Below are 13,604 nucleotides of genomic sequence, written 5' to 3'. Positions count from 1 at the left end.
AGACTGAGCGCTATTGCTCCAAATCGTCCCAAACCTTCCCTCCGCCGGTATAATCCGGTTCAGGTTCAGCGGGTTCGCCAGATCGGCATCTCAGCGCATTACTTACGCGCACCCCGAGGTGGGGTGACACTAGGTGTGGTTGCATGGCTTGGCAAGGTGGCGCATGCGAGGCGCTGCCTCGCGCTCCGGGATATTTTGAGTTAGAAGAAGGCCGAAGTTCCCCTTTCTTCTAACCTGAAATACCCCGGGGGTGAGGCCCATGGGGCAGAGGGGGCAGCGCCCCCCCTTTGAATGTACTCTGCCATCCGTGTTGTGTTCACGGACCTACCATTTCTCGGGCGAAGAAGGGGGATTCTTCTGTCCTTTGTGTGGCGGTAATGCGCGGATCTCTTTTCCCCGGCGGGCTTTGCCGCTAAAGGAACAAACCAAAGGAGACCCGCACGCATGTCCATGAATTCTTTCGGCCACCTTTTTCGTGTCACCACTTGGGGTGAAAGCCATGGGCCCGCTTTGGGGGCGACTGTGGATGGTTGCCCGCCCAATGTGCCCATCTCACCAGAGATGTTGCAGCATTGGCTGGATAAACGTCGCCCCGGTCAAAACAAGAATACCACGCAGCGCAATGAGCCGGATGCCGTAAAAATCCTGTCGGGCGTGTTTGAGGGTAAGTCCACCGGAACACCGATCCAGTTGATGATCGAGAACACCGACCAGCGCTCAAAGGACTATGGCGAGATTGCGCAAACTTTCCGCCCGGGGCATGCGGACATCACCTACTTCCAGAAATACGGCAATCGTGACTATCGTGGTGGCGGGCGGTCTTCTGCACGCGAAACTGCGGCGCGAGTGGCTGCGGGCGGTGTTGCCCGTGAGGCGATCAAAGCGTTGGTGCCGGGGCTTGAGATCAAAGGCTATATGACCCGGATGGGTGAGATGGAGATTGACCGTACGCGCTTTGACTGGGCGGCGATTGATCAGAATGACTTCTGGATTCCCGATGCGGCGGCTGTTCAACCTTGGGAAGATTATCTGCAAGCCTTGCGCAAACAGCATGATTCGGTTGGCGCGGTGATCGAAGTGGTTGCGCGCGGTGTACCTGCCGGTATTGGCGCGCCGATATATGGCAAGCTCGACACCGATCTTGCTGCCGCCATGATGTCGATTAACGCGGTCAAAGGCGTCGAGATTGGCGAAGGGATGCATGCGGCCCAGTTGAAAGGGTCTGAGAATGCCGATGAGATCTTCATGGGCAATGACGGCGCGCCGGTTTATTCGTCGAACCACGCAGGCGGCATTCTCGGTGGTATTTCTACCGGTCAGGATGTGGTGGTGCGTTTCGCTGTGAAGCCGACCTCGTCCATTCTCACGCCGCGCCAGTCGATCCGCAAGGATGGCACAACAACCGAAGTCATTACCAAAGGTCGACACGATCCCTGCGTAGGTATCCGCGCGGTACCTGTCGCCGAAGCGATGATGGCTTGCGTGATCCTTGATCACCTATTGCTGCACCGGGGACAGATTGGTGAAAATCAGGGCCATATCGGCTGAATTAGACGCCAGCGACAGAATCATGGATTGCCGCATCATGTGCTGTCGCTGCCTAATCTGTGACTAAGGGGATAAATGACGGCGCAAACGCGTCAGCGTTTGTTCTGCCAAGGCAGTATTTTGCGTTGCTCTCTTTGTTGTTGTGCTCGCGGAAGGTGGCCTGGATGAATAGGCACCGTCTCCTAGGTGTTTTGCGATGATTAAACTATAGAATACGCTTACTTATCTGCTAACCGGCTTGGTTATTATGATGCGCACGGCCTTGTATATTTCGGTTTTTCAAAACCGCCTGCGCGCAAAACACCGTTAAAAGTGAGTCCAGTTTTGTGGAATAGTACCGGAGTTTGATAACGCTCTGTTTAGGTGCGGATGTTTAGAGACAAGGTATTCCATTGTGGAGGTGTCTTATGAAACATGCGTTCAACAGACTAGGTTTTCAGATCGGTTTCGGTGTTACCTTGTTGCTGTGCGGATTGGCCGCAGCGTTGTTTTTTGTCCTGTTTAATCAATCCAAAACCGCACTTGTCGACGCGGCAGAGACGCGGCAGGCGATGTCCATCAAAATCCTTGTGAATGAGATGGCACATTATCAGGATTTCGAGGTGACCACCGATACCAACGGCGAGGTGTCTGGTCTGACGGCGCAATCGATCGTCGCGTTTGAGAACCATGACATGATCGACAGGGTCGGCTCAATTTCCGGGGAAACGGCTACGATCTTTGTCTGGGATGATGCAGAGCAAGACTTTGTACGCCGCACCACAAATATCATCAAGGATGATGGTGCACGGGCAGTGGGGACCGTCCTCGGCAAAGCTAATCCGGTTTATGCGTCGATGATGAAGGGCGAGGTCTTTCGCGGGCAAGCCACCATCCTGGGGAAAGACTATTTCACCATTTATGTACCGGTCCTCAGTGAGGCCGGCGAGCCGCTTGGTATCTTCTATGTCGGTGTCGCAAAGGAAGCCCTGACAGTTGCGATCAACGAGATGTTGGTCGAGGGCGGCGTGATTGCTGTCCTCGGTCTTCTGGTGGCGATGGGACTAACAGTGATCGCGCTCCGGTATATGTTGCGTCCGATCCAATCGCTCGAGGTGGCGGTGACCGCGATCCGGGATGAAGATTACGATACGGTCGTTCCCTTCACCAATCGGCCCGACGGGATTGGTGGGGTGTCGCGCAGTGTTGAGCAGTTCCGCCAAAAACTCTCAAATGCCGTTGAAGATGAGCACCGCGCCAAAGAGCAACGCATGCGACAGGACGCGGCAGTTGCGCGGCTTCAGGAAGGGCTCGGCAGTTTGGCCAGCCGCGACTTGTCTCATCGCATTGGCGAAAATTCCGGCTTTCCCGAAGAATATGAGGGGCTGCGCAAAGATTTTGATGCGGTTGCAGAAAACCTTGCTGCGGCGATGGGAGAGATCGCAACCGTGGCCGAAAACCTCAGCGGCTCGGCAAGCGAAGTGGAAATGGTATCTTCTGATCTGTCGCGCCGCGTAGAGCGTCAGGCCGCAACGCTGGAAGAATCTGCAGCGGCGCTGGAAGAGCTGAATAACAGCGGTAAGAACGTGTCTGAGCGCATCCTCGAGGCCAATCATCTCGCCACGCAGAGTACCGACGTATCGCGCCGTAGTGGTGAGCAACTGGAAGAAGCCATCACGGCGATTGAGCAAATCGAACAGGCCTCTGGTGAGATCGACAAGATTGTCGGGCTGATTGAGGATATTGCGTTCCAGACCAACCTGCTTGCGCTCAACGCTGGGGTAGAAGCCGCCCGGGCAGGCGAGGCGGGACAAGGCTTTGCCGTGGTTGCAACCGAGGTGCGAAACCTTGCTCAGCGTGCGTCGGATTCGGTTGGAGAAATCCGTGCCCTTACACAAGGGAACATCAAGCAGGTCTCGGAAGGATCAAGGTTGGTATCCACAACCGGGGAATCAATCCGTGCGGTTCTTGAGCAGATCAATAACCTGGGTGCGCTTGTGTCTGATATCACCACCGAAGTGCAAAACCAGACGCAAGGTCTTAGCGAGATTAACATGGGTATCCGTGATCTGGATACTGCAACTCAGGAAAGTGCGGCTGTGGCAAGCAACGCCGACACCGCCAGCGTTCGCATGAAGAATGATGCACAACGCCTGTCGCTGACCGTTTCGCAATTCAAACTGACGCAGTCGGGAGGTTTCGACCCAGTCAGCGCCATCGCGGCCGAATAAACCACGTAGAGGCGAACCTGCCAAATGGGTGGGTTCGCCTTCGTTCAATCAGAACATGGTGTTGCTGTTTGCAGCCTCTGATGGGACAGGCTGGATGACATCCCAGTGTTCAACGATCATGCCATCTTCCACCCGGAAGATGTCGACCACAGCCTCGCCTAGGTCTTCTTCGCCATTCGTAGACTGCACATGCAGCCATACGAGATCACCGTCGGCAGCGCTGCGCACGATGCGGGCGCGGGATTCGGGATTTTCGGCAAAATATCCAGAGAAAAACGATACCAATGGGGCTTTGCCGTCGGGGACGTTGGGGTTGTGCTGAATATAGTCTTCGGCAATCAGATCGCTGGCTGCGATGTTATGCTCGTTGAAGAACTGGTCATAGAATTCGACGACCAGCGCACGGTTGGCTTCTTCTGTCGCAAGATCACGCTCTGAGGTCTCTGCCAGAACAGAGAGGGGAGCCGCAGAGATCATTGCAGCAAGTGCGGTGAATTTGAGGATTTTGTTCATTTTCGTGTCCATTTTGTTGTGGCTCGAAATCAAATTACGGTGTGCTTGCCCGGATCATGATGTGGTCAGTTTGACTGTCTGCGCACCATGGGTATGAAGCATGCAAAACCGGTCTGATTTCGATCGCATGGGGACAGTTAGGAAGCACCATTTCCCCGCGCAAGAAGTCACCGGACCGTGACTAGGTCACTGCGCAGTGACCTATAACCAGTTGAAAAGGTGAAGAATGACCAGCGAACCGACTCCCTTTGAGCAACCATGCCCGATCCGTGATGTTCTCGACCGGATTGGCGATCAGTGGAGTCTTCTGGTGCTGGAGGCGCTTTCGGAGCAGACGTGGCGCTTTAATACGTTGCAGCGTGAGATTGGCGATGTGTCAAAGCAGATGCTGTCAAAGACTCTCAGACGCCTAGAGCAGGATGGGTTCGTGACGCGCACGATTTACCCCGAGGTGCCGCCGCGAGTGGAATATGCGCTGACGGATCTGGGCCGCTCCTTCATGGAGCCGCTCAATATCTTGATTAACTGGGCGGATGTGCATCACCTTGCAATCGTGGAATCACGACGCGCCTGCCGAGAATAATCAGTGGCATTTGCCAATATTTATAGTGTGTTCGGAAGGATATGGTGCCCAGAAGAGGACTCGAACCTCCACGTCCATACGGACACTAGCACCTGAAGCTAGCGCGTCTACCAATTCCGCCATCTGGGCACAGATGTCGTGAGGTGGGCGTATAAGCGGGAATCAACAGGGCAGCAAGTGGAAAAATGCGTTCGCGAAGGTTCAATGCGCAGTCTGCTCAATCACAGCAAGATGACGGGGTAAGCCGTTTGCAAACAGCAACTTATCGATGTTTTAGAAGGGGGAGATATGGTGCCCAGAAGAGGACTCGAACCTCCACGTCCATACGGACACTAGCACCTGAAGCTAGCGCGTCTACCAATTCCGCCATCTGGGCACAGATGTCGTGAGAGCGGCGTATAAGCCGAGTCTTGGGGAGGGTCAAACGGAATTTTGACATTTTTGCAAAATCATGCGGCGTAACTGCTTCGGCTCTGTGGCTTGCGTCAATCAGCGACGTTTTGCGCCTTGTTTGAAAGGGGCCAGAGCGGTAAATCGGGACAACAGCTACGCGAGAGGAGCCAAGTCATGTCCAAACTGGTCACCATTTATGGCGGTTCAGGGTTTGTCGGTCGCTATATCGCGCGCCGCATGGCGAAAGAGGGCTGGCGCGTACGCGTCGCAGTACGCCGCCCCAATGAGGCAATGCATGTCAAACCCTACGGCGTGCCCGGTCAGGTCGAGCCGGTGTTTTGCAACATCCGCGACGATGCCTCTGTTGCTGCGGTAATGGCGGGCTCGGATGCGGTAGTGAACTGCGTCGGTGTCCTGAATGAGATTGGCAAGAACACATTCTCCGCGGTTCAGTCTGAAGGCGCGGGGCGGATCGCCCGGATCGCGGCTGACACGGGGGTAGAGCGTCTGGTTCATGTCTCCGCCATTGGTGCAGATGCCGAGGGCGCCAGCGAGTATGCCCGCACCAAGGCCGCAGGCGAGGCTGCGGTGCTTGAGGCTTTCCCCGGTGCGATGATTCTTCGGCCTTCCATTATCTTTGGTGCGGAAGATCAGTTCTTTAATCGGTTTGCGGGCATGACCCGATTTGGCCCGATCCTGCCGATCGCAGGGGGCGCCACTCGGTTCCAGCCTGTTTATGTCGATGATGTTGCCAAGGCCGCAGTCGCGGGGCTGACGGGATCTGCGGCGCCAGGCACCTATGAGCTTGGTGGTCCGGAGGTAAAGAGCTTTGCCGATCTGATGGCGCAGATGCTCGATGTGATCCACCGCCGCCGCATCATCGTGTCTCTGCCGAATTTTGTCGCGCGCATCATGGCCTTTGGGTTTGATCTGGCGCAGTCCGCCACCTTTGGCCTGTTTACCAATGGTCTGCTGACCCGCGATCAGCTGAAGAACCTGAACAGCGACAATGTGGTGGCCGAGGGGGCTAAAGGGCTGGCGGATCTTGGTATTGAGCCGGTTACGCTCGGTTCGGTGCTGCCCGACTATCTTTGGAAATTCCGTCCATCCGGACAGTATGACGAACTGATGAAATCCGCCGGAAACCTGCGCGGCGACGTCTAAGGCGAAGGTCTGAGTTAAAGAGACGTTGAGAGGGTGCGATCTGGGTCGCACCCTTTTTGTTTGTCTCACTGATAGGCGATGATCAGCAGCACGATGCCGAGCACCACCCGATATATGACGTAGGGGGTGAAGCTCACGGATTTGAGCAGACGCATCATCAGCGCAAGTGCTGCGAGAGCGGAGACCATCGCCAGCAGAGCCGCGATTCCCATGTCGCGCATCAATCCAACATCGGCATTCAGGGCCACCTCTGTTCCAAGCAGTAAGCCCGAAGCGATGATGGTGGGGATCGACATCAGCATGGCAATGCGCGCGCCGTCTTCGCGGTTGTACCCAAGGCCTCGTGCGCCTGTGATGGTAATGCCCGAACGGGATGTTCCCGGAATAAGTGCCAGCATTTGCCAGAGGCCTATGATCAGCGCGTCTTTTGGTCCCCAGTCGGAGGCGGTTTTGTGAGAGCTGCCGCGCTGGTCGGCTACATAGAGCACGATCCCAAAGATCAGCATGGTCCAGCCGATCACAGTGATAGAGCGCAGCGCGTCACTCAGGCCAGTGAAGTGTAAAACAGCTCCAAAGATGACGGTTGGAATGGTCGAAACAATAAGCCCAAGCGCCAACCGCGCACCGGCTGTATCGATGCGCCCGGTTAACGCGCGCGGAAGTCCCAATATCGCCTCGCGCACGTCGCTCCAGAAGAACAATACCACCGCGGCAAGGGTGCCGACATGGACGGCCACATCAATAGCCTGCCCTTGATCCTCCATGCCGGTCAAGCTGGGGAGTAGAATCAGATGTCCGGAGGACGATACGGGAAGGAATTCGGTTATGCCCTGAATCAGGGCCACAAGGATCAGCTGAAGCAATGGCATAATATCTCTATCCGGGATGGCGCTGCGAAAGTGAAGCAGCTGTGCCGACTGTATAAAGCCATTGTTTTTATGGGGAAGTCCGTTTTTAAGTCCGAATCGGACCTAAAACAACTATACAATGACTGAGAATTGGCTATTCACAGGGAGCTAGTTGTTAAATGAGTAACCAATGCTGACCTATTTAACATTCAGAGGCTCTGTACTATCGCCGCCAGCCAAAAGGAGAGTATCGCCGTGGCCAAGCAACCGATGCTGAAGTTCGTGAAGATTGATCGCGATATGCCCGTGAAGCGGGACGCGGACACGCGTAGAGAAGATTTCGACGAGATCTATGCGGAATTCGCGGCGGCCAAGGCGGAAGAGCAGGCGAGCCGGTGCAGCCAGTGTGGCGTGCCTTATTGCCAGTCGCATTGCCCCTTGCACAACAACATCCCCGACTGGCTGCGTCTGACCGCAACCGGGCGGCTTGAGGAAGCCTATGCAACCTCGCAAGCGACGAACACCTTTCCGGAGATCTGTGGTCGTATCTGCCCGCAGGATCGTCTCTGCGAAGGCAACTGTGTGATCGAACAATCCGGTCACGGCACTGTGACCATCGGCGCGGTCGAGAAATACATCACTGACACCGCATGGGACAAAGGTTGGGTCAAACCCAATGCCCCATTGGCGGAACGCGCGGAATCCGTCGGCATCATTGGCGCAGGCCCCGGCGGTCTGGCGGCCGCCGATATGCTGCGCAAGGCTGGCGTGCAGGTCACCGTCTATGATCGCTATGATCGTGCGGGCGGTCTGCTGACCTATGGTATCCCCGGTTTCAAGCTGGAAAAAGAGATCGTCATGCGCCGCAACGAGTTGCTGGCGGAGGGTGGCGTGACCTTCGTGATGAACTGCAACATCGGCGAGGATATCTCGTTTGAGGAGATCCGCGCCAAGCACGATGCGATTATCATTGCCACCGGCGTTTATAAATCCCGTGATCTGAACATGCCGGGCTCTGGTGCGACGGGCATCGTCAAAGCGATTGACTTCCTGACCGCATCCAACCGTGTGGCGAATTTTGGCGATACTGTGCCTGAGTATGAGGACGGCACCTTCAATGCCAAGGGTAAGAAGGTTGTGGTCATCGGCGGCGGTGACACCGCGATGGACTGTGTGCGGACCTCGGTTCGTCAGGGCGCCGAGTCGGTGAAATGTCTCTATCGTCGTGACCGCGCGAATATGCCGGGCTCGCAGCGTGAAACGCAAAATGCCGAGGAAGAGGGCGTGATCTTTGAGTGGCTCTCGGCCCCCAAAGGCTTCACCGATGAAGCTGGCAAGGTTTCGGGTGTGATGGTGCAGAAGATGCGTCTGGGACAGCCCGATGCGTCGGGTCGTCAGGCCCCCGAAGTGATCGAGGGCGCGGATTACGTCGAAGAGGCCGATCTGGTCATCAAGGCGCTGGGCTTTGAACCGGAAGAGCTGCCTACCTTGTGGGACCAGCCAAATCTGCCTGTGACCCGCTGGGGCACCATCAAGGCAGAGTTCAGAACCGGCGCGACCAATCTCGATGGTGTTTATGCCGTGGGCGACATCGTGCGCGGTGCCTCGCTGGTGGTCTGGGCGATCAAGGATGGCCGCGACTGTGCAGAGGCGATCATCGAGCGTTTCAACACCAAGGCCGCCGTCGCAGCCGAGTAATCAACAGGTTTCCCCGAGCGGTCCGGCGCCCCTGACAAAAGGCGCGGCGCCACCGCCAGGCAGAGGAGAGTGAATATGACGAAATATGATGAAAACTGGGTGCGTGCCGAAGAAGCAAAGCGTCAGTGGATGGCCGAAAACGGTCTCTATTCCGAGGAAGAAGAGCATTCTTCCTGTGGTGTGGGTCTGGTGGTCTCCGTCGATGGCTCCCGCAGCCGCAAGGTGGTTGAAGCTGGTATCGACGCCCTAAAAGCGATCTGGCACCGGGGCGCTGTTGACGCTGATGGCAAGACCGGTGATGGCGCAGGTATCCACGTACAAATTCCCGTGCCGTTCTTCTGGGATCAGGTGAAGCGCACCGGGCACAATCCTCGCGAGCACGAACTCTTGGCCGTGGGTCAGGTTTTTCTTCCCCGCACGGATTTTGGTGCACAGGAAACCTGCCGAACCATCGTTGAAACCGAGGTTTTGCGGATGGGCTACTATATCTACGGCTGGCGTCATGTGCCGGTGGATGTGACCTGCCTTGGGGATAAGGCCAATGCGACACGGCCTGAAATTGAACAGATCCTGATCTCCAACTCAAAGGGTGTGGACGAGGAAACATTCGAGCGCGAGCTCTATGTGATCCGTCGCCGGATTGAGAAAGCGGCCGCCGCGGCCCATGTGGGCGGGCTTTATATCGCGTCGCTGTCCTGCCGTTCGATCATCTACAAGGGCATGATGCTCGCCGAGCAGGTCGCGGTCTTCTACCCCGACCTGATGGATGAGCGGTTCGAGAGCGCATTTGCGATCTATCACCAGCGGTATTCCACCAACACCTTCCCGCAATGGTGGCTGGCGCAGCCCTTCCGAATGCTGGCTCACAACGGCGAGATCAACACCCTCAAGGGCAACGTCAACTGGATGAAAAGCCATGAGATTCGCATGGCTTCGGCGACCTTCGGCGACCACGCCGAGGATATCAAACCGATTGTGGCGTCCGGATCTTCCGACTCTGCTGCGCTGGATTCGGTGTTTGAGGTTCTGGTGCGCGCAGGCCGTTCCGCGCCGATGGCAAAAACCATGCTGGTGCCGGAGAGCTGGTCCAAGCAGGCCGAAGAGCTGCCACAGGCATGGCGCGATATGTATTCCTACTGCAACGCGGTAATGGAGCCATGGGATGGCCCCGCCGCACTGGCAATGACCGATGGTCGTTGGGTCTGTGCAGGCCTGGATCGCAACGGTCTGCGCCCGATGCGTTATGTCGTGACCGGTGATGGTCTGGTGATCGCGGGTTCTGAGGCCGGTATGGTGCCGATTGACGAGGCGTCTGTCGTGGAAAAAGGCGCGCTTGGTCCCGGCCAGATGCTCGCCGTGGATATGGCCAAGGGCCAACTCTATCACGACGTTGAGATCAAAGATAAACTCGCTCGCGCCCTGCCTTTTGGCGAGTGGGTCGAGAAGGTTACCGATCTGGATGAAATCCTTGGTGGCGTTCAGGAAACGCCGCTGTTTTCTGGTGAAGATCTACGCCGCCGCCAGGTGGCGGCTGGCTATACCATCGAAGAGTTGGAGCAAATCCTTGCGCCGATGGCCGAGGACGGCAAAGAGAGCCTCGCGTCCATGGGTGATGATACGCCCTCTGCCGTTCTGTCCAAACAGTATCGCCCGCTGAGCCATTTCTTCCGCCAGAACTTCTCTCAGGTCACCAACCCGCCAATCGACAGCTTGCGCGAATTCCGTGTGATGAGCCTGAAGACGCGCTTTGGCAATCTCAAGAACGTGCTGGACGAGGACAGCTCCCAGACCGAAATCGTCGTGCTGGAAAGCCCCTTTGTCGGCAATGCTCAATGGGACAAGCTGGTGGAGAATCTTGGCTCTACGCTGGCCGAGATCGACTGTAGCTTTGCGCCGGGTCGCGGCGCGCTCAATGCGGCGCTGGCCCGTATCCGTGCTGAGGCCGAAGAGGCGGTGCGTTCGGGCGCTGGGCATATCGTTCTGACCGATCAGCACTCCGGTGCGGATAAGGTCGCAATGCCGATGATCCTTGCGACCTCTGCGGTGCATTCGCATCTGACCCGTCAAGGCTTGCGGACTTTCTGCTCGCTGAACGTGCGCTCTGCCGAATGTATCGACCCGCATTATTTTGCGGTTCTGATCGGATGTGGCGCGACCGTTGTGAACGCCTATCTGGCCGAAGATTCGCTGGCAGACCGTATTGAGCGCGGCCTGCTCGAAGGCAGCCTCACAGAGAACGTCGCCCGTTATCGTGAAGCGATTGACCAAGGCCTGTTGAAGATCATGGCGAAGATGGGGATCTCGGTGATTTCCTCTTATCGCGGTGGTCTGAACTTTGAGGCGGTGGGCCTCTCGCGCGCCATGGTGGCGGAGTTTTTCCCCGGCATGACCTCGCGGATCTCCGGCATCGGTGTCTCTGGTATTCAGGTGAAGGCCGAGGAGATCCACGCGAAAGGCTGGAATACCACAGAGAATGTTCTGCCCATCGGCGGTTTCTATAAGGCTCGCAAATCCGGCGAGACCCACGCGTGGGAAGCGACCTCAATGCATATGATGCAGATGGCGTGCAACAAGGCCTCGTTTGAGCTGTGGAAGCAATATTCGGCCAAGATGCAATCGAACCCGCCGATCCACCTGCGCGACCTTTTGGATATCAAGCCACTCGGTAAACCAGTCCCACTGGAAGAAGTGGAGAGCATCACCGCAATCCGTAAGCGTTTTGTCACGCCGGGGATGTCGCTGGGCGCGCTTTCGCCCGAGGCGCATAAGACGTTGAACGTGGCGATGAACCGGATCGGTGCAAAGTCCGACTCTGGCGAGGGTGGCGAAGATCCGGCGCATTTTGTGCCAGAATCCAATGGCGACAACCCCTCTGCGAAGATCAAGCAGGTGGCGTCGGGTCGCTTTGGTGTGACAGCCGAATATCTGAACCAGTGCGAAGAATTGGAAATCAAGGTCGCGCAGGGTGCAAAGCCCGGCGAGGGTGGCCAGCTGCCCGGCATGAAGGTCACCGATCTGATCGCGCGTCTGCGTCACTCCACCAAGGGGGTGACCCTGATTTCGCCGCCGCCGCACCACGATATCTATTCGATCGAGGATTTGGCGCAGCTGATCTATGACCTGAAGCAGATCAACCCGCGCTGCAAGGTAACGGTAAAGCTGGTGGCCTCCTCCGGTGTTGGCACCATTGCTGCCGGCGTGGCGAAGGCCAAGGCGGACATCATCCTGATCTCGGGCCACAACGGTGGCACCGGGGCCTCTCCTGCGACCTCGATCAAATACTGCGGTCTGCCGTGGGAGATGGGCCTCACCGAGGCGCATCAGGTGCTGGCGATGAACAACCTGCGCGGTCGTGTGACCCTGCGGACCGATGGTGGTCTGCGCACCGGGCGTGACATTGTGATGGCTGCGATGATGGGGGCCGAGGAATATGGCATCGGCACCGCCGCGTTGATCGCGATGGGCTGCATCATGGTGCGTCAGTGCCAGTCGAACACCTGCCCCGTCGGTGTGTGTACTCAGGATGAGGCTCTGCGTGGCAAGTTCACCGGCAACGCCGACAAGGTGGTGAACCTCATCACCTTCTACGCACAGGAAGTTCGCGAAATCCTCGCCTCCATCGGAGCACGTAGCCTTGATGAGGTGATCGGTCGCGCGGATCTTCTGGCACAGGTGTCGCGTGGCTCGGCCCACCTTGATGACCTTGACCTGAACCCGCTGCTGATCACCGTCGATGGCTCCGCGAGCATTGTTTACAACCGCGACAAGGACCGCAATGCGGTGCCGGACACACTGGATGCGGAAATCGTGCGTGACGCCGCGCGGTTCCTGAAGGATGGCGAGAAGATGCAGCTCTCTTATGCGGTGCAGAACACGCACCGGACTGTGGGCACGCGCACTTCGAGCCACATCGTGCAGAACTTCGGCATGCGCAATACCTTGCAACCCGATCACCTGACGGTGAAGCTGCAAGGCTCCGCTGGTCAGTCTTTGGGCGCTTTTGCGGCTCCGGGCCTGAAGCTCGAAGTCTCTGGCGACGCAAACGACTATGTTGGCAAAGGTCTGTCGGGCGGCACGATCGTCGTGCGCCCGCCGATGGCCTCGCCGTTGAACGCGGCAGAGAACACTATTGTTGGCAATACCGTACTTTATGGTGCCACCGATGGTTATCTCTTTGCGGCAGGTCGTGCAGGTGAGCGGTTTGCGGTGCGAAACTCGGGCGCAAAAGTCGTGATCGAGGGCTGTGGCACCAACGGCTGCGAATACATGACTGGCGGCGTCGCGGTGATCCTTGGCAGCATTGGCGCGAACTTCGGTGCCGGGATGACGGGCGGTATGGCCTATCTCTATGATCCCGACCGAACTGCCGAGACGCTGATGAACATGGAGAGCATCGTCACCTGCCCGGTGACCGTGGATCATTGGGAAGCACAGCTGAAAGATCTGATTGAGCGCCATGTCGCAGAGACCGGCAGCCGTAAGGCCGCCGAAATCCTGCAGCATTGGGACAGCGAGAAAGTGCACTTCCTGCAGGTCTGCCCGAAGGAAATGTTGAACAAGCTGGCGCATCCCATTGCCATTGAGGCGTCGGCGATCCCGGCAGAGTAACGCAATAATCCCCACGAATAAGATTTCTCTTATTCCTGA

General features: G+C 57.1%; 8 protein-coding genes, 2 tRNA genes and 1 riboswitch. Of the genes, 6 read left to right on the top strand and 4 right to left on the bottom strand.

From position 1 onward, the window contains the following. Window positions 1–19: 19 nt before the first annotated feature. Window positions 20–126, bottom strand: a riboswitch (TPP riboswitch). A 318-nt stretch (window positions 127–444) separates the two neighbouring features. Together aroC and UB90_RS04885 are read left to right on the top strand one after the other, a co-directional pair. Continuing rightward, window positions 445–1,548, top strand: coding sequence for a chorismate synthase (aroC, locus tag UB90_RS04890; protein WP_005618357.1), 1,104 nt, complete (start codon window positions 445–447; stop codon window positions 1,546–1,548). A 407-nt stretch (window positions 1,549–1,955) separates the two neighbouring features. Then, window positions 1,956–3,758: a methyl-accepting chemotaxis protein gene (locus UB90_RS04885; RefSeq protein ID WP_065327101.1), complete on the top strand. Its 1,803-nt coding sequence runs from the start codon at window positions 1,956–1,958 to the stop codon at window positions 3,756–3,758. A gap of 48 nt (window positions 3,759–3,806) precedes the next feature. Here UB90_RS04885 and UB90_RS04880 read toward each other — a convergent pair whose 3' ends face one another. Then, window positions 3,807–4,271, bottom strand: a complete 465-nt coding sequence (locus tag UB90_RS04880; RefSeq protein WP_065327100.1) for a nuclear transport factor 2 family protein — start codon at window positions 4,269–4,271, stop codon at window positions 3,807–3,809. Window positions 4,272–4,497: 226 nt separating this feature from the next. On the opposite strand from UB90_RS04880, the gene UB90_RS04875 reads away from it, so the two are divergent. Then, complete coding sequence (locus tag UB90_RS04875; RefSeq protein ID WP_065327099.1) at window positions 4,498–4,854, top strand: winged helix-turn-helix transcriptional regulator; 357 nt, start codon at window positions 4,498–4,500, stop codon at window positions 4,852–4,854. A gap of 42 nt (window positions 4,855–4,896) precedes the next feature. Here UB90_RS04875 and UB90_RS04870 read toward each other — a convergent pair. Together UB90_RS04870 and UB90_RS04865 are read right to left on the bottom strand one after the other, a co-directional pair. After that, window positions 4,897–4,983 (bottom strand) — tRNA-Leu (locus tag UB90_RS04870). A 160-nt stretch (window positions 4,984–5,143) separates the two neighbouring features. Continuing rightward, window positions 5,144–5,230 (bottom strand) — tRNA-Leu (locus UB90_RS04865). Window positions 5,231–5,421: 191 nt separating this feature from the next. Between UB90_RS04865 and UB90_RS04860 the strand changes: the two genes are divergently transcribed. Further along, complete coding sequence (locus UB90_RS04860) at window positions 5,422–6,411, top strand: complex I NDUFA9 subunit family protein (protein WP_065325375.1); 990 nt, start codon at window positions 5,422–5,424, stop codon at window positions 6,409–6,411. A 65-nt stretch (window positions 6,412–6,476) separates the two neighbouring features. Here the strand turns inward: UB90_RS04860 and UB90_RS04855 are convergent, their stop codons facing one another. Continuing rightward, window positions 6,477–7,280: an undecaprenyl-diphosphate phosphatase gene (locus UB90_RS04855; RefSeq protein WP_065325374.1), complete on the bottom strand. Its 804-nt coding sequence runs from the start codon at window positions 7,278–7,280 to the stop codon at window positions 6,477–6,479. A 234-nt stretch (window positions 7,281–7,514) separates the two neighbouring features. Between UB90_RS04855 and UB90_RS04850 the strand changes: the two genes are divergently transcribed. Together UB90_RS04850 and gltB are read left to right on the top strand one after the other, a co-directional pair. Beyond that, window positions 7,515–8,957 carry an NAD(P)-dependent oxidoreductase gene (locus tag UB90_RS04850; RefSeq protein WP_065325373.1) on the top strand — a complete coding sequence of 481 codons (1,443 nt, stop codon included), beginning with the start codon at window positions 7,515–7,517 and terminating at the stop codon, window positions 8,955–8,957. Between the two features lie 75 nt (window positions 8,958–9,032). Next, the gene (gene gltB / locus UB90_RS04845) at window positions 9,033–13,565 is read left to right on the top strand and encodes a glutamate synthase large subunit (RefSeq protein WP_065325372.1); all 4,533 of its coding nucleotides are present in this window, start codon (window positions 9,033–9,035) and stop codon (window positions 13,563–13,565) included. The last annotated feature ends 39 nt before the right edge of the window (window positions 13,566–13,604 follow it).

The sequence above is a fragment of the Tritonibacter mobilis genome (assembly GCF_001681715.1).
Taxonomy (GTDB): domain Bacteria; phylum Pseudomonadota; class Alphaproteobacteria; order Rhodobacterales; family Rhodobacteraceae; genus Epibacterium; species Epibacterium mobile.
Note: the sequence above shows the minus strand (reverse complement) of the source record. Positions and strands in the feature narration are given on the sequence as shown.